The organism is Dellaglioa sp. CoH-56-MRSF-14, from assembly GCF_056782115.1.
This window is the reverse complement of record NZ_JBXAYB010000001.1, coordinates 36838-55267: the sequence shown is the minus strand read 5'-3', so window position 1 is coordinate 55267 and position 18430 is coordinate 36838. Positions and strand designations below refer to the sequence as shown.

Genomic DNA, 18430 nt, shown 5'->3' with positions numbered 1-18430 from the left:
TTATAATGATAACAAGTATAATAATATGCTTTTTGCTAAAATTAACGTTTTTAAAAATCTTTAAGCTTTCTTTGATTTCACTTATTGTAAAATAAGATTCGTGATTGGAGAAAGTTAATGGTTAAAACGATAAGTCAGTTAATTCGAAAAAAACGTAAGGCACTTAGTCTAACAATTGAGCAGCTTGCTGAAAAGTCTAACGTTTCTATTAGTTTGATTTCTAGAATTGAACGAGGGGACGTTGCTAATATCAGTATTAATAAATTATCTGATATTGCCAGTGCGCTAGAATTGGAATTGTCAGACTTCTTTAGTAGGCAACAGTTTTCGGATATACCTACTTTAGAATTATTACAATATTTTAGTACGTTAACAGATGAGAAACGTGAGAAATTATCAAAATCAATTCTTAGAATTATTCAATTATAAATGATAATGATTAATAATGGATTATGTTATTTTTTTATAGAATGCACAATTTTTCTGTCTTTGTATTCTTTAGTTAAATTAATTTCAATTATTTTAGGTTTTAAATTTTTCGATAACTTTAAATTGGATAGTAATAAATTAGAATTGTCCATGGTAGATCGTCATCTTCAAATAATAGATCTTAACCAAGAAACTTTCCTGGTTAAGGGTTATTTTAGTAGGAAATTGAATTAATTTAACTTAGATGTCAAGTTAAATGATAGATAAGATATCGTTAGTATTTGGAGAGAAATTAGAATAAAAAATGACATGAAATAGGTTAAATGTTAACATAAAGAGGATAATAATTCTGGGGAATAAGTTATTTTTTAAGTATGGTATTGGGGATAAAAATTTAACTCAAAAAAATATTTATGTTAATGATTGGAAATACTCGGAGGTAAGCATTTGTACAAGAAAAACATTCTCGATAAACAAGAATGGCTAATTTGCGAAATTATTTAAATATTAGCTTTGAACGAAACTGGTTTATCAAGAAAACGATTACGTGAGCAATTAAATGTTTCTGAAACGGCTGTAAAAGTTGCTTTACAACAATTGGATAAAGATTTAAATTCCGGGGATGAACCCTACATGATTATTACAAAAAATAACGTCCAATTATTAGGTAAAGGCGAAATGAATTTTAATCAAACGATTTATCGGTATATAAAAAAATCGATAAATTATCAGATTTTAATGGCCTTTTATACTAAAGGTAATGCAAAAGTTGAGAATCTAGATACTAAATTAAATGTCAGTGAGGCTTCTATTTTTAGAAGGATTAAGCGATTAAATTCTCTTTTAGAAGAATTTCATGTGAAAATTTCTCATGGTGTGATGTTAGGTAACGAAAGTCAAATTCGCTTTTTTTATTATTCATTGTTTTTAGGAATTGATTTTAAATTCGAACAATCAAGTGAAAATGGCATTATTATGGCAGTCATCCAACGGTTTGAGGAATATTTTGATTTTAATGTGAATGATAGTAGTTTAGTTAGAGTAAAGCTTTGGTTAAAAGTAACAAGTCAACGAATGATGGTTAACGATCAAGATAATCGTAGTATTTCAGTTGTTTTAGAAGACATGATAAAAAATAATTCTTTGTTCGATAGCGTTGAAGAAGAATTTGGCGAAATTGTTAAAGAGTTTAAGCATAAAGTTGATATTCATTTTGAAAGTGCACTACTTTACGCTTGGACCACGGCTTTTGTGCCAGTACCATGGAGCACCTTTGTTGCCCATGATTTCGTGGCCGTTAATCGTAAAAATAATAATAAATTGCAACAAGCTGTTGAATTTTTAGAAAATGGCTTTGAGAATAGCTTAGGTATTCAGGTTGCTGGAGGCGATTTAAGTGAGTCTTTATATCCAATTTGTACAGAAGCCTTTTTATTTCACGGCGTTTTAAAATCTGCTAGTACAGATATGATGGAAGATTATCGCCTTAGAAAAGATAATGAGTTAGTTCTTAAAAATGTAAAAAATGCCATGAGTGCAATGATTGAAGAATCGAAGGGCGATCCCGAATGGTATGCCTTTTATTCAAGGTATGGTGACTCATTTATCAAGACGATTATGTCAATTTTTAATGCGCGTTTATTGGCAAAAGAAAAATTATTAACGGTAGGTGTGGATTTAAATACTGAGGAGCGCGTTAAGGAAATGTTTATGATGTACGCCAGTCGGGAATTAAATATTAATTTACGAGTCAACATAGATGTTTACGAGTCTACTAAGAATTATGATTTAGTTATTACAAATTTTATGAGCAAAAATTATTTGAATTCAGCACTGGAGACATATATTATCACTGGATTAGGGACGGATAGTGATGTACTTGGCGTTGAACAAGAATTAATAGAGATACTTAAAAAATATTATCATACTCAATGATAATATTTTTTTGATTTGAATTAGTTATAAGCCTAAAAAAAGAGTAGATTTCTCTACTCTAAATTAACTATATTATTAAATATTCAGATATCGTAAAGCAAGTTGACAGTAAGTCATATTTGCCCAAGAAAACCAGTCTCTAGTAAATTGACTTGGGTCATTAACGTTAATTCCTTCATGACATTGTAATGTGTCATCATCGGTTTGACTAATGATATCTAAATTATTTTGCATAATTTCCGGATTATTTGATGTTAATCCCTCCATCGCTAACGAAATCGGCCAAATATATTCCTTTGGTGTATGAGGACTGCCAATCCCTTTTAAATATTTTCCCGAGTAATAATAGGGATTTTGATCACTCAGAATAAATTTACGCGTTTTTTGGTAGATAGAGTCATCAGGTGAAATATAACCAATAAATGGGAGAGATAATAGACTAGGTACGTTAGCATCGTCCATTAAATTGATATTACCTAAGCCATCAACCTCATAGGCAAAAATAGTTTCATTAGAATTTGGAGCTGATACGATTCCAAAATTTTCAATTCCAGATTCAACTTCAGATCGGAGACGACTTATTCTTTTAAGTAGCTCGACTGGAGCTGGTTGTGTTTTAGATAAGGTAAGCAACTCATCTAGGACACAAATGATATAGCAATTACCTGGAATATGATAACCATATAAGCAGGCATCATCACTTGGGCGGAAACCACTCCAAACCATACCTGTATACCCAATTGGTGCACCTTTACCACCATGACTCAATGTGTCTGTTGAGGGACCATTAGAACGATTAAAAATATAATCGGAAGTTTCATGATGTTGTTCCGTAATAAAGGTATCCACAATTAACTTTACAGTTTGCCAAAAGTTACTGTCTAAATGTTTTGAATATCCAGATTTTTGATAAAGTTCTGATGCCAAATGGATAGGGGCGCATAATGAATCAATTTCAAATTTTCTCTCCCAAACGAGATCAGATATTGGAATATTTGATTTATCAACTGTGTAGTGTGCACCAGAACTAGTTTCGTTAAATGCATTTGCATAAGGATCATGTTTAATATAGGCAAGTTGTTGATTAATAACGCCATGGATGAGATATGTTATTTCTGGAATCTTATCTGTTAGTGAAAGATAAGGTAGTATCTGAAATGTCGAATCTCTGAGCCACATGGCAGGAATATCTCCTGTAGCAATGAATATATCTGAATCATTTTGTACTTTAACCGTATTTGTTAGTGTATCAATGAATACATTACGAAATAATGCAGTAGATTTTTTTGAAGAAAGTGAAATTGTTTCTGAATAATCCGTAACTTGTTTAATTAGTTTTTCTTGATTTATCATTTAAATACCTCAAATCGTAAGTTATCATAATTACTTATTTAATTGGAAAGATACCGTAAGTTCTAATTTCTCCTGGACCAAACGATAGTAAATCAACGGTGGTAACTTTTGAATTAATGAAATGGCTAACTTTACCATTTAAATCGAGTTCAGCAATGTTACAAGTAGTATTTAATGAGAGATTGCCAGGTTGATTGATAACGTTATCAGTTGGATTATAAAGACGAAGTTCAAATCCAGTTTTATCATCTGATATTGAAAAACTACTCATAATGACCTTTAAATTTTGAACGGACATAATTGAATTGTGATTAACGTTAGTCTTTGCTGGATTCATCATGAAATATTGTAAAGGTGTTGAGAAGCGATTTATTATTTGATCTTGATAGAAAAGTTCATTTTGACTTAATTGGCGATGCTTATTTTGAAGTTCAATAGGCTTGAAGTCAGCTTCAACAACTAGCCCACCTTCAAATATTAATTCTTTATTTAATTGACTATCCGGAGTTGATACAATTTTTGTTTGTAGACCTGAAGCATCTGAGGGACGGCGCATTAAGTCAGGACGTCCTAAGAAACCTACTCCTCTAAACAATGTAATCGCTAATTTATCAAAAGATTTATCAATTAATTGAAAATCTTTCGTACCTAAGGTTAGAAAAGACCAACTTACTTCTTTATTATGTGAATTAGCGAAATGAATCATTGGTCGCATACTTGTTGGTTCTTCCTTATAACCAATTTGTTCCCAGTCTTTAAGGTGTTTGTCTTCAGTAGGACGTTCAATGATACCAAATGGGGTATCTGCGAACGAGCTAACGACATTCGTTAATTGTGTATTTAAAATAAGTCGCATACGATGATCAAGAATAGTATTATCAATGTGCATCTTAAATTTAATAACGTTAGAATTTTTTGTTAATGTTAATGTTAATTGATAATTTAATCGACCAGTTTTAGTTTTTAGTGCACGCTCCTCTAAGTTGATTGGTAAGGTCCACGAACCAGTAATTGACATAATTTGATATAATTTTCCTGATTTAAATGTTATTGAATCAGATTTTGAAAAATCTAAAGTTAATAACCAATCTTTGAATGCAGGAGAGTAGTCATACGTATCACCCTCATCACCGCTATCTTCAATTGTCATAAAATTAGAATATGAGTGATTATCAAACTTTGTTTTAAGATTTAATTGCCCGTCATCAAAAGAAATTTTGTAGAAATCATTTTGAATATCAGTAGATACTTCTAATGTATTTACTGGGTTGTTTTCAGAGACGGACTGAATGCAGTAGCCAGTCCAATCTGTAGCTGATATGATCGTTTTAAAAGCAATTTTAGTAATATAATAAAAATCATCAGTCATTTCAGTTTGATCACGGCGTAAAACTGCTGCATTTTCTTCCTTTTGATAAATAATATCAAAAGGAACATCAATGCCGTCTATTGTTTTAAGATTAAAATTAGCAAAAGAAGTACTAACTTCGAATTCACGAATTTCATTAACTGGTAAAGGAAGTGGATTCCAAGCAAATAAATTTAATTGTTTTTTATCTGAAATAGAAATACTTAGTTTACGAAGTAGATAATCTTTGAGTGAAAGAGATAATTGATCTGCCACAATTCCACGATGTAAGATATCTTGATTTGTTTTATCACTGTTACAGCCACCGGAACTATCATGAGCTTGTCCACGGGCAATAGTCTTCCAAATATCATCAATTAAACCTTGCTTTTCAGATATACCCTGATGTGTAGCAATAGCCATTAAAGGCTCGACTTCATAAGTCATTCTCCGTTCTAATTTATCGTAAAGCTGTTTTAAATCGTAACGAGAAGAATAGATTCCTCGATGTATTTTAGAATCTGATGGATCAATGAATTCTCCATTAAATGATGGTAAATTGGACTCCTTAGCTAATGCATCAAAAAATTTTGGATACGTACTTTCTTGAATAACAGAATCAGATTGTAAAAGAACACTATTAGCAGTTGCAAGTCTATCTTTTAAATTATGATCGATAGCTCGCTGGTCGCCACCAATTGGTAAAACAAGATTGTCAGATGTAGTATTCGTTGAGATTTTCTCCGTTAAATCGAAAAAGTTATCATTTTCAACTAAATCTACACCTGCATAATAGCCATTTTTAATATTAGCAACTAAAACTTTGGAGGAGTCATTACTTGTCCAGTAAAAATAGCGGGAATCGTTTTCTGTAGGGAACCCACGCCAGAAAACGGTGCTATTAATACCAAATCCATTATATATTTTTGGCATATCTTGTCCTTGTCCAAATGAATCTGGGAGATACCCAACTTTCATTACGCCACCTAAATTGTCAGCTAGCTTTGATCCAATTCTGATATTGCGAACAATAGATTCTCCAGAAGTAACCATTTCATCAATTTGAGTATACCAAGGTCCAATGAGTAAACGACCCATAGAAACATATTTTTTGATAAGATCTTCTTTTTCTGGAGCTGTATTTAGATAATCATCAATAATTGACATCTGTCCATCTAATAGATAATAATCTAGTTCATTTTTAGATAATGCCTCAAAAGCTTCGTCCATATGGAAGGCAAATTGAATTCGAGCCTCTTGACGTGTAAAATACCATTCAAAATCCCAATGAGTATGTGCGATTGCATGAATCTGTTTCAAATGAAACACCCTTTCTTCTCTTGAATTAAATTCAGATTATTCTGTAACCATGTCTGCATCCAATTTTCTTGCTTCTGCACGTTCATGGCGTTGGTTGATAATAACAAATGGAGCATATAGTGCAGTATCTAAGACAACTAAAACAGCAGTTAAAACGACTGGGCTTAGATGGAATGCACCTAATACCCAAGTGCTAATGAAAATAGGTTCATTACCAGAATTTAAAACTACAAGAGGTACAACCCAACCGATTGAAGTTACAACATATGCAATAATTGCATTTGTGACAGGTACAACAATCCATGGAATGAACATTAGTGGATTTAAAACAATAGGTAAACCGAAAATAACAGGTTCATTAATACCAAAACAACTTGGAATGAAACCTAGTTTTGCAACTTCTCGCTCTTTTTCACCTTTATTTGTGAAAATCAGCATTGCAATAATTAAACCAAATGTTGCACCAGAACCACCAATCATGGCGTAAACATTTGTCATTGTATTAGGTGAAATTGAAATATCAGCAAAACTTTGAGTTTCAGCAAATTTTGCAACGTTTTTAAGGAATAGTGGTAACCAGAAGGCTGAAATAACGCCCCAGACGATATTGAAACCATGTAAACCAAGGAACCAAAGGATTTGTTCTAATAAAATAACAATAATAATAGCTGGAAGCCCAACACCAACGCTTAACATTGGTGAGATAACAATATCAGCAATCATTTGTACTAATGAAACATAGCCAAGTGACTGTATTGTAATTCTTACGATACCAAAAATAATAAGTACTTCGGAAATTGGAATTAATGAGAAAAATGAATCGAAAACATTTTGTGGTACGTTACCAGGCATTTTAATCGTGAACTTACTTCTTGCGAATCGAGCGAACAACGAAACGGCAAGCATTCCAACAATTAAGGCTGTAAACATACCTTCATAACTAAAGAATGAAGTTGAAAAACCTTCAACAACTTTAGCTTTGCTATCCAAAAAGTTAACGTTATTAGGAATCATGACGAAGTATGCTGCGAATGCCAATAATGTGGCAATAATTGGATTTAAACCTTTATTTTTTTCGTCCTTTTTTAATTCCATTGCATACGAGTATGCTGATGAAAAAACAACGATTAGTGCAACAATACCAAGAGTAGCAGTACCAATGTAGCCGAATAAGTCACTAATACTTGTTAAAATGACATTATGAATATCTTTTGCTTTAATTAATGCATCAAGTTCCATTTTGATTAGATTTGAGAATGATCCGACAACAGTAAACGGAATTGTTCTAACAAAGGCATTCTTAATAGCTTGTAAAATGGTATTTCTTTCAACCCATGCTGAAACTTTTAAGAGTGGCCCCTGGATTTTTTCTAAGTTAAAATGCATAATAAAGACTCCTTTTAATTTTGTTTATAGAAAGCGCTTTCTATAAACAAAGTATAACAACATCTTTTTAATTTGTAAATACATATTTAAATGAAACGTGTTTACAAATTAAATTATATAATATAATATGTATATACAAATGTATAGAAATGAGGTAGACAAATGTACAGATATCGAGAAATATACTCAGATATTAAACGAGATATTTTAACAAATCATTATCGTGCCGGGGCTTTACTGCCAACTCAAGAAATATTAACCGAAAAATACCAAGTTTCTAGATTAACGTTAAAAAAATCATTAAATTTACTAATTGATGAAGGATTAGTTTATAGTAAGCAAGGGTCAGGGACGTATGTGCGACCAAGAATGGATAGTCAATCTACGGAGATGTTGCCTCTAGATTTACCTGTTGGTGTCACATATTCACATCGAGATCAAAAAATATCAAGTAAATTAATACATTTTAATGCCCGATTACCAACAGAAATAGAACAAAAAAATCTACAAATATTATCTAATGATCCAGTTTATGAAATTAAAAGGGTTAGATTGATTAATAAAAAGGTCTATAGTTTTGAGCACTCAGTGATGCCGGTCTCAATTGCGCCTATCGATGAAAAGGTATTATCAGGATCCGTGTATGACTATTTAGGGAGTCACGCGAACTTACAGTTAACAGATGCAAGACGAGTGGTTTATGCTGAACCAGCAAACAAAGAAACTAGTCAAGTTTTAGAAGTTTCCTTGGATAGTCCAATTTTTGTAATTGATCAAATCGCTTATGATCAAAAAGGCCGCGCCTTTGAATATTCGACGTCAAGATTTGTGAGCAATCATAATAAATTTGTCTTAGATGTTCATTTAAATAAAAACAACTAAAAAAGAGATTCCTGCAATATACTTTTTTTTAACCGATTTTAAAATAGGATAGCATAAAGTAGAGTAGTTTGTGATCGTAACTAGCAGTGATATTGTGGGACAATACGCGATATGTGTTGAAGTAATAAATAAAGTATGGAAAGGAGGATGCAACAATGATAATAAGACAAGAAGAAATAGAAAACGATTATAGTTTTTCACAATCTACCTTAAACGTAATTGTTATGGATTCAAAAATAACCAGCATTTCTTTACCCGAATTGAATTAATTTTGCATAAGAAAAGGCATCTGTCTTTCGACAAATACCTTAGTATTCCGCCACCAACACCAGTTGACAAAGAGCCCTTTTTAAAAGAATAATCAGTTAATCTTTAAATCTGAGCGGTATTAAAATTGAACCGAGTGGTTATTTAATACTGATTCAAAATCTCAAAATAACATATATAAAAAAATTCCCTTGAAATATCTAGACATTAGGTAAATAATGTGGGTGTAGCGAACTGTGTAGGAGTAAAAATGATATGGGGGTTAAAAAGATTTGGTTCGCGGAAATAATATGTAGGGGTGATTAAATGAATATGCTAGTTAGTGATTTTGATGGAACGATTTTGAGAGGTGACTTTGTAGATAAGAATACAAGAGAGACTATTGCGAAACACAACAAAGAAAATGATCTCTTTGTTGTGGCCACCGGAAGATCTCCAAAATCGATAGTCAATGCGAAAGAAAAATATGGTCTACCTGAGTTTAACTACGCTCTAGCATCAAATGGCTCAATAGTAATTGATAGTAGAGGTCAGATTATTAAAGCATTCTATCTGAACGGGGAGCAGATCAATGCGATAAAAGAAATAATTAATAAATACTTGAGTTCAATCGAACGAATTATGATTTCAAGTAGTGACAATGAATTACGTAGTTTCGATAAATTAAATCCTAGCTCGGATAATATTTGTTCAATTACTGTCGTAGCAAGTACTAAAATTATCAATGCTATAAGTGAGAAAATAGCAACGAAAAGAATATTGAATTTCAATCGCAATGGAAAATACTTAGACATTACGCGTGTGGGTATTGATAAGAGTACTGCAATTAATTGGTTGGTTAACATAAAAAAAGTAAATATTAATAATGTGTATTCTGTCGGAGATGATTATAATGATATAACAATGCTTCAAAGCATTAATAAGTCATTTACTTATAATGATAGTCCGTTGCCTGTCAAGACTGCTGCTAGATATTTAATAAATGTATACAGTGATATAAGTAATTATGTGAAGAAAGAAGTAGAATAAATGAAATCGCTTACATCGGCAACTAATCGTTTCTTCAATTCCAGAATTTTGACTGGAATCAAAGATGGGATGATATATACCATCCCCATTACAATTGTAAGTTCTATTTTCATTATTCTTGTACAATTTGATATTAATCCCGATTTGAAAGTCTTAATGAATCGATTGATTACTTTTTCGTTCAACATTTTAGGTGTAGTAAGTTGTTTAGGAATTGCTTTTTCGATGACTAAAAACGAAAAATTAAAACTAGAAACAACTATTACCGCACTAATTTCATTTTTAGTTCTTTGTGGAGCAGAAAATGTAAAAATAGTAAAGAATATAACCATTGATTGGATTGGAAGCAAGGGGATTATTGCAGCGATGTTAATCGGAATACTCATCCCTATTTTCTTTGAAAAGATTGTTAACTTAAGGATTGGAAATAAAGTTTTTAAAGATTTACCGAGTAATGTTGGAATAGCTTTTGAGTCTTTAATTCCGATGTTTTGTTGTTTTATTGTTATAGGTGTCGTTCAATTTGTATTTCAATTTATCATAAAAAGAACCTTCGTAGAGACTATTTATACTCTTTTGCAGCTTCCTTTACAAAACTTATCGGACACGTTTTTTGGTGTGATTTCTATCTCGGCATTGATTTCAGTTTTTTGGTTTTTTGGCATTCACGGTAATTCCGTTATTGGTGGAGTAATAACACCGATTTTATTGACAAATACTATTGAAAACCAGTCGATTATAGCAGCACACCATAATCTAACAATAGTGAATGGAGCGCATATAGTAACTCAACAGTTTTTAAATCAATTTATTACTATGACAGGAAGCGGTATTAGTATAGGGCTTATTCTATCAATGATTATTTTTTCAAAAGAGTCAGGTAATCGCAAGCTAGGATTAGGTGCTTTTGTACCTTGTTTATTTAATATTAACGAACCAATAGTTTTTGGACTACCAATTGTATTGAATCCATACATGGTAGTACCGTTCATTTTTATTCCAGTTATTACCGGAATGTCTTTATATCTTTGTATTCTATATGGAGTTATTCCGCCGTTTAACGGTGTCATTCTTCCGTGGATAACACCACCATTAATTTCAGGCTTTTTGCTAGGAAGTTATAAATATGTTGTGTTTCAAATCGTAATTATCATTATGTCTTTTGTTGTTTACACACCGTTTTTAAAGCTGTACGAAAATAATAGCACTAAGTTAGTCTTAAAGGGAGCGCATAGTAATGGAAAATTTTGATATATCCGTAATCATTCCAACCTACAATCGGAATAAATTACTTGAAATTAGTTTGCAGTCACTACTTAAACAAAAACTGAATAATACGACTTTTGAAGTAATAGTTGTCGATGATGGATCGTCTGAAGAAACAATCTCAATTGTTAAGGCATTTGAGACATCACTGAATATTAAGTACTATTATCAGTCGGATAATGGATTTAAGGTTTCTGAAGCGAGAAATGCTGGAGCAAATATCTCTGGGGGTAAATATCTCGTATTTATTGATGCTGGTATTGCAGTTTGTAGTACATTTGTGAGTGAGTACCATAGAATTTTAGTAAATAATGAAAATAGTTTTGTGATTGGTTATGTTGCGGGATTTGATGATCATGATAAATATAAACAGGCAATTATTGATAACTTTAATGCGGCGGATGTCGATGGCACGATTCAAGTATTATTGAATTTAAATGCGTATGATCGCCGTGAATCAGTATACCAGTCAATGGGAGATGATTTGTCTAAGTGGCCAGCACCATGGGTAATTGGTTGGTCATGTAATATTGGAATATCAAAAGATGCCTATCAAAGAATCGGAGGATTCGATGAGGCTTACACAACTTATGGTGGAGAGGATGCAGATTTCGCTATTAACGCATTTGTGCATCATATTAGATTTATCCTTGATAGATCTGCGATTGCAGTTCACTATCCACATGAAAAAAATAAAAATACAGTAAGCACCGAAGAAGCTAAAAAATATACGCTAAGGAAAAGAAAATATATGTTCAATAAATATGGTTTAAGCTCAATTAGAACTTGGATTGGAACTAAAACGGAATTATTAAATGGAGAGTTGAGTAAAGCTGGTGGAAATAATGAAAACTAAGAACGTTGTTGATTTACACAATTTTATAGACGTTAATGATGAGAGATTGCGTAATGGTATGTTGAAGCAAACTGTTGTTGATTTTTTGGATAATTTTAATTATGTGGATCTAACTAGATTAAATCATTCATACACTGCAAATAGTAGCCAAATATCAAAGAGTGCAATTATTGAGGGGAATGTGTATATCGGTGAAAATGTTATTATTCAGGGGTTTGCTTACATCAAAGGCCCAGCAGTCATCAAAGACAATGCATTGATTGGGAAAAGTGCATTTATTCGAGGTGGCTGTTATATTGGGGAAAATACTATAATTGGGCATTCCTCGGAGATTATTAATAGTGTGATTCTGGATGATACGCATATTGCACACTTTAATACAATAACGCGGTCTTTTATTGGAAGTGATGTAAACTTTTCAGCTTATGCGTCGACTTCCAGCTTTAACTTGTATGATGAAATTGACGCGACTGGATGGCATAAAACAAAAAAAATTTTTTTCGATGATAAAACATATTTAAAAACAAGTTCAAAATTTGGAGCCATTATAGGTGATCACTGTCGCATTGGAGCTTACACTATGACATATCCAGGTGTTACAATGGGGAAAAATTGTGTTGCGTTGCCACATCTCATGATTAAAGAGGGTTTTTATGCAAATGACAGTAAATTATACTTACAAGATTATTATACTCACACAGTAAAAAAAGGATGTTAGACAAATGGGATCAAGAATAATGCATTTATCAATTGCACAAGTAATAAATAATAAGCATGGGTTTGGAAATGATTTTTTAATTGGAAGTATTACTCCAGATGTTAACAAAAATTCGAGAACACCCAAAGAGCTTACGCACTTTATGGTGAAACGCGAAGATGGAGAACATGATATGTTTCCAAACATGTTTCTAGAGGAGTATGGAACATGTTTGAATACGTTTCAACTAGGATATTATCTTCATCTTATATCTGATGATATTTGGCTAAAAACTGTTTATAAAAAATATATTTTAGAAAACATGAGTTATAGTAAGGATGAAGCGCTACGAAGATTCTATTTAGACTTTCACTATTATAATGGTATTCTGATAAAACAATATAAACTGGTAACTTTGAAAAATAACAAATACTTATCGACTGGGGTCAACGAAATAATTGATCGTGATATTAGTGAAATTATTGAAGACTTGGATGCTGATTTTGATGATATGTCTATCGAAGACTTTCCAGGTTTACTTAAAAAAGAGGATGTAGAACAATATATTAACGTTTGTGTAAAAGAATTTGAAATTTTTCTCTTGAAAGGCAGCTATGATGGTGTTAAATTTGTTTTTTATAACGATTTTTAGAAACAAAAATCTATATTATATAGTTTAAAAAAGTTGAAATCATTAAGGCGCTGCAACTATAATTTGAAACCTGGTGAACGGTTTAAATGATGGTCATTTCAGAATTAGATAGTTCTAACTCACAGAAAGTTTCAATTTTAATTCGTTCAGATTAGGTTATACTAGACAAAAGATCAGTTCCTAGAAAGTGTGTTTGTGGTAAACACCATTTTAAAGGAAGCTGACCTTTTTTGTCCGAACAGCGTTCGGATTAATTTTACAAGCTACCAAGAAGTAACAAAAATTAGCCATACTCCTTGCAGGAATCTCTTTTTTAGTTGTTTTCAATTATTCGTTTAAAGCTTTGTAAGTTTGAATTAAAGGCATGTTTAGCGATTGGCATGAGTAATTTTAATGGTAAATGTGAATGATCATTTTCAGACAAGTAAAAATTTTCTTCTAATAATGTTGTTGCATTTTTACTAGTCAAATTAAAAATTAGAGTGTATTCGAGTTTTCCTCCGGTACTTTCATAGTAGATTGTATCATTTTCTGAACTAACAGAAATTTCCTCATTTTTATTCAAAGCAGAATCTGTTCTGTGAATATTGAATTTATTGTTGTCAATTGGCTGTACCTGAATAATATCAGGTATCCATTTCAGTAAAGTTTCCGGATTTTTTAAAAACAACGCGATTTTTTCTTTACTTGATTTGATTGAAATAACATTTGAAAATAGTGGTTTTTCCATAGGATGAAACCTCCTTTTATTTGATGACTTCATCCTATCCAATTTGAGTAAAAATTAAAAATCAGTATTCTGATATTCTAAATATTTTTATAAATTTGTTCATTAAAAAGGCCAGTTAGTAGCTGTTGCTTTTCAGTAGCGGCTAAAAAATTATCTTTATCTTCTGCTCTTTTTGCAATTTGAGCCATTAAATAAAAAGAGTTGGCTAACATATAGTGTGAGTTATGATCAGTAGCGAATTTAACAGACTTGTTTATCCAATTAAGAGACATTGTTAAATTATTGAGCTTAAAATAAATAAGTGCTGTCAAATAGAATAAAATATTTTGATTTTCTTCATAAAATAATTTATTAAAGTCCATAAAAGTCTGATCAATATATTTCTCAGCCTTATTTTGTAAATTTTGCTTTGCATATATAAAGGCCAAAGAGACGGTACCAAGTCGGGTAAGGGTATCTGGCAGAATTTTATTACTGGAAGCAAGGGACAACTTAATATATTTTTCGGTAGCAATCAATTTATTTTCAGTATGTAGAGTTGCAATACCGATATAATAATAGTATGCCTGAAGTTGCTTATCCGTTTTTAAATTATTGGTAACCGTTTCTTTATTTAGAAACTGGAGTAACTCTTTGTATTGGTGTTGATTACATAACTTAGATACACGTTCATTGAATTCATTTTCTGAACTGATATCAAAATTTTCCAGAAGACTTATTTGGTCTAAAGTAATCGATAATTTATGACATAGTTGGATTAAGAGCTGTGCATTAGGTATGTATTTATTATTTTCAATAGCACTAAGCATCGATTGCGCACAAATATCTTTGGAAACTTCTTTTTGAGTTAAGTGTAGCGATTGGCGAGTTTCTTTTAAAATTAATCCTAAGCTATTAGGCATGATATAACCTCTTTCTAGTTTGAAAAAGTTAAACAGTAATTACTGGGATAATAACATAATGGGGCATAATGATAAAATTTCATGATTAATAAATCAAACTACCATTTTTCAATCATGTCGCGTACAATTAACCTACAATTGAATGTTAAAATTTAAATAATTTGAGAATTAACAAAAGGGGATAGAATCATGCGTGCAGAATTCCAAAAGCAACATACTGAGACCTATCAGATAGACAACCATAAAGGTCTAAACGGCTGGATATCTTTCTTCTTGAGCCTTAGTTTAATCGTACTATTTGTGACAAGTGTCTTAAAAATAACCGTTTTGAATCAAACTTATACTGAAGAAAAAATTTTAACAGATTCGAACGTGACACTTGTGACACGACAGATGAATGATGGTATTTCAAGTATTGCGACATTAAATGATGTGCCAACGTCAGCTGTTAAAGATGCTTTAACGAATCAACAAGTTACTAACATTGCGAAAAATAGTTTTAGTAACGTATATGCTGGAAAACAAACTGTCATCAATCCAACTGAGATTACCAATCAAGTTGCTAGCAACGTTATGAAAAAAACGGACACATCAAATCCGTTGGTTAGCGCTAAAATTGATGGGATTGTCGCAACTTTTAAAAGTAATTTAAGTGAATATTTGACGAATAATATCCAAACGCCATATCTTTCAAAAATTGCTAGTACAGTTAGTTCGGTAAAAGTAATAGTCCAAACAGCCTTTATGTATAGTTTAATAGCTTCTGTTATTTTTGCGCTACTCTTACTGGCTATTAATCGGGCATTCTTTATACCGCTTAAATACGTCGGATTCAGTGCAATCTGGAGTGGTGTTCTAGTTTCAATTGGTTCTGCAATTGCCTTGTACAGTGGCCTAATTGGTATTGTGTCTAGTAAAGCTTCTGTTTTTACTGATATTGTGAATAATTATATCAGTGACACATTTAATACCATGTTAGTGGGTAGTTTAATTTTACTTGCTGTTGGTCTAGTATTCTGGTTAATTGGTCGTAATAAAAAATAAAAAGCAACTGATGTTCAGATTAATTTCTGAATACCAGTTGTTTTTATTTGGAACTATTCCTAAGTGTTAAGGTTGTTCCAATGGTAATAATCTGAGGGATAATTTCAGTCATCGACATTTGATTGACTAATAGTTCTGCAGCAGATTGACCCATTTTTTCTGTATAAACTTTAACTGAACTAAGCGTTGGGAAAGTATATTCAGCAATAGATGTGTCATTAAAACTAATTAAACTGATTTGTTCAGGCACTTTAATTGATATTTCATTTAATGCACGTAATGCACCGACAGCCATTGCGTCATTTGCAATAAACAACGCTTCTGGTAAATTATCTGATTGATCATTTAATAATTTCAAGGTTAATTGATAACCTGATTCTGGCGTGAAATCGCCTGTATAAACCCATTCGGGATGGTAGTTGCTAGTACGTTCTAAGTGATTTTTAAAGTGAGTGAAGCGGGAATCTGGGCCTAAATTGACATCATCAAATGTACTTTCTTGTCCTGCAATCATGCCAATTTTAGTTAAATTTTGTTTTTTAAAATGGTCAATAACGGTTGTAACTGGCGTTTTGAAATCAGTCATGACGCAACTAATACCAAAATTTAGTGTGTTCATATCAACAAAAACTAAATTAGAATTTAGTTCTTTAAATCCGGCTATTTGTGCTGCACTGTATTTACCGATAACAATAGCACCAAGAGTATCAGTCAAGGCGCTAAATTGATCATTTTGGAAAAAACGTGTAATTTCATAACCGAGTTCAATTAATTTACGTTCGATACCAATTCGAATTGAAAGGTAATACAGGTCATCTAATTCTTCTTTTTCTGTATACCATTCGATAATAGCAATCTTACCTTGAGGTGTACTGGATTTCTTTTTATTTTTTGAATAATTTAAACTTTCAGCTGCTTCAAAGATTCGTTTACGTGTATCGTCGCCAACGGATAATGTTTGATCGTAATTTAACACGCGAGAAACAGTTGCATTAGAAACTTTTGCCAACTGTGCAATGTCTTTAAGTGTTGCCATGACTACCTCCTGATTGATTGGTTATGTGTATCAGTTTACCATAATAAAAAGAATGTCGTAAAAAGATTGTAATTTTAGTAAATATTTAGTAAAATGAAAGCGGTTAATAAATTGGAGGAAAATATAATGAAAATTAATGAATTAAAGAGCGAATTTAAAGATGTTTACGGTGTGGACGCAAATGCAAGTTACTTCTCACCAGGTCGTATCAACTTAATTGGGGAACATACTGATTACAATGGTGGACATGTTTTCCCAACAGCAATTACATTAGGCACATATGCAGTTGCAACAAAACGTGATGATACAACAATTAATATCATGTCAAATAACTTTAAAGATAATGGCGTTGTCTCATTTGATTTAAGTGATTTATCATATCAAAAAGAACATAACTGGGCTAATTATCCAAAAGGGATGATTGTTTACTTGAAAGAGCAAGGTTATGTTATTGATAAAGGATTAGATATTTTACTTGAAGGTAACATTCCAAATGGTGCTGGTTTATCATCATCTGCATCAATTGAATTATTGATGGGTGTTATTTTAGAAGATCAATTTAATTTAGACATTGATCGTGTTGATCTTGTTAAAACAGGTGTCATGGTAGAAAATAAATTTATCGGTGTTAATTCAGGAATTATGGATCAATTTGCAGTCGGTATGAGTAAAGCAAATCATGCTATCTTACTGGATACAAATACACTAGATTACGATTTAGTACCAATTGATTTAAAAGACAACGTTATTATTATTATGAATACAAATAAACGTCGCGAATTAGCAGATTCTAAATATAATGAACGACGTAGTGAATGTGAAGCAGCATTAGCATTATTACAAGAGAAAAATGATATTAAATCATTAGGTGATTTGGACAATGCTAGCTTTGATTTACAAACATACTTAATCCAAAAAGAAAACCTTCTAAAACGTGCGCGTCATGCAGTTTCAGAAAACCAACGGACGATTATGGCTCAAGAAGCTTTGAAAAATGAAGATTTAGTACGTTTTGGTAAATTAGTTAACGCTTCACATGTTTCATTACAATTTGATTATGAAGTAACGGGTATTGAACTTGATACACTTGTTGAAACAGCATGGGAACAACCAGGAGTACTAGGTGCTCGAATGACTGGTGCTGGTTTTGGTGGTTGTGCAATTGCCATTGTTGCTAAAGACAAAGTTGACGCATTTGAAAGTGAAGTGGGTCGTATCTACGAAGAAAAAATCGGTTATGCACCAAGTTTCTATTTAGCAGAAATTGCTGATGGCGCTAAAAAATTAGATTAAGCATA

16 protein-coding genes are annotated in these 18430 nt (G+C 31.9%); 10 read left to right on the top strand and 6 right to left on the bottom strand.

The genetic code is table 11. The features are described 5' to 3' along the window. Positions 1-117: 117 nt before the first annotated feature. Both AC1RPX_RS00255 and AC1RPX_RS00250 read left to right on the top strand, forming a co-directional pair. Positions 118-429 carry a helix-turn-helix domain-containing protein gene (locus AC1RPX_RS00255; RefSeq protein WP_481760887.1) on the top strand — a complete coding sequence of 104 codons (312 nt, stop codon included), beginning with the start codon at positions 118-120 and terminating at the stop codon, positions 427-429. 513 nt (positions 430-942) lie between these two features. Next, complete coding sequence (locus AC1RPX_RS00250) at positions 943-2364, top strand: AcpB/EbpR/MafR family transcriptional regulator (RefSeq protein ID WP_481760886.1); 1422 nt, start codon at positions 943-945, stop codon at positions 2362-2364. 75 nt (positions 2365-2439) lie between these two features. On the opposite strand, the gene AC1RPX_RS00245 is transcribed toward AC1RPX_RS00250, so the two are convergent. From AC1RPX_RS00245 to AC1RPX_RS00235, 3 genes are read right to left on the bottom strand one after another with little or no spacing between them, the layout of a single operon-like run. Further along, positions 2440-3717: a glycoside hydrolase family 125 protein gene (locus tag AC1RPX_RS00245; protein ID WP_481760885.1), complete on the bottom strand. Its 1278-nt coding sequence runs from the start codon at positions 3715-3717 to the stop codon at positions 2440-2442. 34 nt (positions 3718-3751) lie between these two features. Then, on the bottom strand, positions 3752-6385 hold the full coding sequence (locus AC1RPX_RS00240; protein ID WP_481760884.1) for a glycoside hydrolase family 38 N-terminal domain-containing protein: 2634 nt from the start codon (positions 6383-6385) through the stop codon (positions 3752-3754). 36 nt (positions 6386-6421) lie between these two features. Then, entirely contained in the window at positions 6422-7771 is a 1350-nt protein-coding gene (locus tag AC1RPX_RS00235) for a PTS sugar transporter subunit IIC (protein WP_481760883.1), read from the bottom strand. A 162-nt stretch (positions 7772-7933) separates the two neighbouring features. On the opposite strand from AC1RPX_RS00235, the gene AC1RPX_RS00230 reads away from it, so the two are divergent. The 6 genes from AC1RPX_RS00230 (at position 7934) to AC1RPX_RS00205 (ending at position 13420) form a co-directional block, all read left to right on the top strand. Next, complete coding sequence (locus tag AC1RPX_RS00230; RefSeq protein WP_481760882.1) at positions 7934-8653, top strand: GntR family transcriptional regulator; 720 nt, start codon at positions 7934-7936, stop codon at positions 8651-8653. 573 nt (positions 8654-9226) lie between these two features. Beyond that, positions 9227-9949, top strand: a complete 723-nt coding sequence (locus AC1RPX_RS00225; RefSeq protein ID WP_481760881.1) for an HAD-IIB family hydrolase — start codon at positions 9227-9229, stop codon at positions 9947-9949. Then, positions 9950-11200 carry a PTS sugar transporter subunit IIC gene (locus AC1RPX_RS00220; protein ID WP_481760880.1) on the top strand — a complete coding sequence of 417 codons (1251 nt, stop codon included), beginning with the start codon at positions 9950-9952 and terminating at the stop codon, positions 11198-11200. It begins immediately after the preceding gene. Further along, the gene (locus tag AC1RPX_RS00215; protein ID WP_481760879.1) at positions 11187-12071 is read left to right on the top strand and encodes a glycosyltransferase; all 885 of its coding nucleotides are present in this window, start codon (positions 11187-11189) and stop codon (positions 12069-12071) included. Before AC1RPX_RS00220 ends, AC1RPX_RS00215 begins: the two co-directional genes overlap by 14 nt. Then, on the top strand, positions 12061-12789 hold the full coding sequence (locus AC1RPX_RS00210; protein WP_481760878.1) for a DapH/DapD/GlmU-related protein: 729 nt from the start codon (positions 12061-12063) through the stop codon (positions 12787-12789). The genes AC1RPX_RS00215 and AC1RPX_RS00210 overlap by 11 nt, the downstream gene beginning before the upstream one ends. A 4-nt stretch (positions 12790-12793) precedes the next feature. Then, entirely contained in the window at positions 12794-13420 is a 627-nt protein-coding gene (locus AC1RPX_RS00205; RefSeq protein ID WP_481760877.1) for a hypothetical protein, read from the top strand. 313 nt (positions 13421-13733) lie between these two features. Here the strand turns inward: AC1RPX_RS00205 and AC1RPX_RS00200 are convergent, their stop codons facing one another. Together AC1RPX_RS00200 and AC1RPX_RS00195 are read right to left on the bottom strand one after the other, a co-directional pair. After that, positions 13734-14150, bottom strand: coding sequence for a hypothetical protein (locus tag AC1RPX_RS00200; protein ID WP_481760876.1), 417 nt, complete (start codon positions 14148-14150; stop codon positions 13734-13736). A gap of 77 nt (positions 14151-14227) precedes the next feature. Next, positions 14228-15052 carry a helix-turn-helix domain-containing protein gene (locus AC1RPX_RS00195; protein ID WP_481760875.1) on the bottom strand — a complete coding sequence of 275 codons (825 nt, stop codon included), beginning with the start codon at positions 15050-15052 and terminating at the stop codon, positions 14228-14230. Positions 15053-15241: 189 nt separating this feature from the next. Here AC1RPX_RS00195 and AC1RPX_RS00190 point away from each other — a divergent pair, with 189 nt between their 5' ends. Then, complete coding sequence (locus tag AC1RPX_RS00190; RefSeq protein WP_481760874.1) at positions 15242-16096, top strand: hypothetical protein; 855 nt, start codon at positions 15242-15244, stop codon at positions 16094-16096. 43 nt (positions 16097-16139) lie between these two features. On the opposite strand, the gene AC1RPX_RS00185 is transcribed toward AC1RPX_RS00190, so the two are convergent. After that, a complete protein-coding gene (locus AC1RPX_RS00185; protein WP_481760873.1) occupies positions 16140-17132 on the bottom strand; it encodes a LacI family DNA-binding transcriptional regulator in 993 nt (330 codons plus the stop codon). 126 nt (positions 17133-17258) lie between these two features. Here AC1RPX_RS00185 and AC1RPX_RS00180 point away from each other — a divergent pair, with 126 nt between their 5' ends. After that, positions 17259-18425: a galactokinase gene (locus AC1RPX_RS00180; protein ID WP_481760872.1), complete on the top strand. Its 1167-nt coding sequence runs from the start codon at positions 17259-17261 to the stop codon at positions 18423-18425. Positions 18426-18430: the final 5 nt, after the last annotated feature.

Bases quoted from the DNA above. Each gene is read 5' to 3' on its own strand.
- AC1RPX_RS00255 (WP_481760887.1), top strand. From the start codon at position 118: ATGGTTAAAACGATAAGTCAGTTAATTCGAAAAAAACGTAAGGCACTT.
- AC1RPX_RS00245 (WP_481760885.1), bottom strand. From the start codon at position 3,717: ATGATAAATCAAGAAAAACTAATTAAACAAGTTACGGATTATTCAGAA.
- AC1RPX_RS00235 (WP_481760883.1), bottom strand. From the start codon at position 7,771: ATGCATTTTAACTTAGAAAAAATCCAGGGGCCACTCTTAAAAGTTTCA.
- AC1RPX_RS00230 (WP_481760882.1), top strand. From the start codon at position 7,934: ATGTACAGATATCGAGAAATATACTCAGATATTAAACGAGATATTTTA.
- AC1RPX_RS00225 (WP_481760881.1), top strand. From the start codon at position 9,227: ATGAATATGCTAGTTAGTGATTTTGATGGAACGATTTTGAGAGGTGAC.
- AC1RPX_RS00220 (WP_481760880.1), top strand. From the start codon at position 9,950: ATGAAATCGCTTACATCGGCAACTAATCGTTTCTTCAATTCCAGAATT.
- AC1RPX_RS00215 (WP_481760879.1), top strand. From the start codon at position 11,187: ATGGAAAATTTTGATATATCCGTAATCATTCCAACCTACAATCGGAAT.
- AC1RPX_RS00210 (WP_481760878.1), top strand. From the start codon at position 12,061: ATGAAAACTAAGAACGTTGTTGATTTACACAATTTTATAGACGTTAAT.
- AC1RPX_RS00205 (WP_481760877.1), top strand. From the start codon at position 12,794: ATGGGATCAAGAATAATGCATTTATCAATTGCACAAGTAATAAATAAT.
- AC1RPX_RS00200 (WP_481760876.1), bottom strand. From the start codon at position 14,150: ATGGAAAAACCACTATTTTCAAATGTTATTTCAATCAAATCAAGTAAA.
- AC1RPX_RS00195 (WP_481760875.1), bottom strand. From the start codon at position 15,052: ATGCCTAATAGCTTAGGATTAATTTTAAAAGAAACTCGCCAATCGCTA.
- AC1RPX_RS00190 (WP_481760874.1), top strand. From the start codon at position 15,242: ATGCGTGCAGAATTCCAAAAGCAACATACTGAGACCTATCAGATAGAC.
- AC1RPX_RS00185 (WP_481760873.1), bottom strand. From the start codon at position 17,132: ATGGCAACACTTAAAGACATTGCACAGTTGGCAAAAGTTTCTAATGCA.
- AC1RPX_RS00180 (WP_481760872.1), top strand. From the start codon at position 17,259: ATGAAAATTAATGAATTAAAGAGCGAATTTAAAGATGTTTACGGTGTG.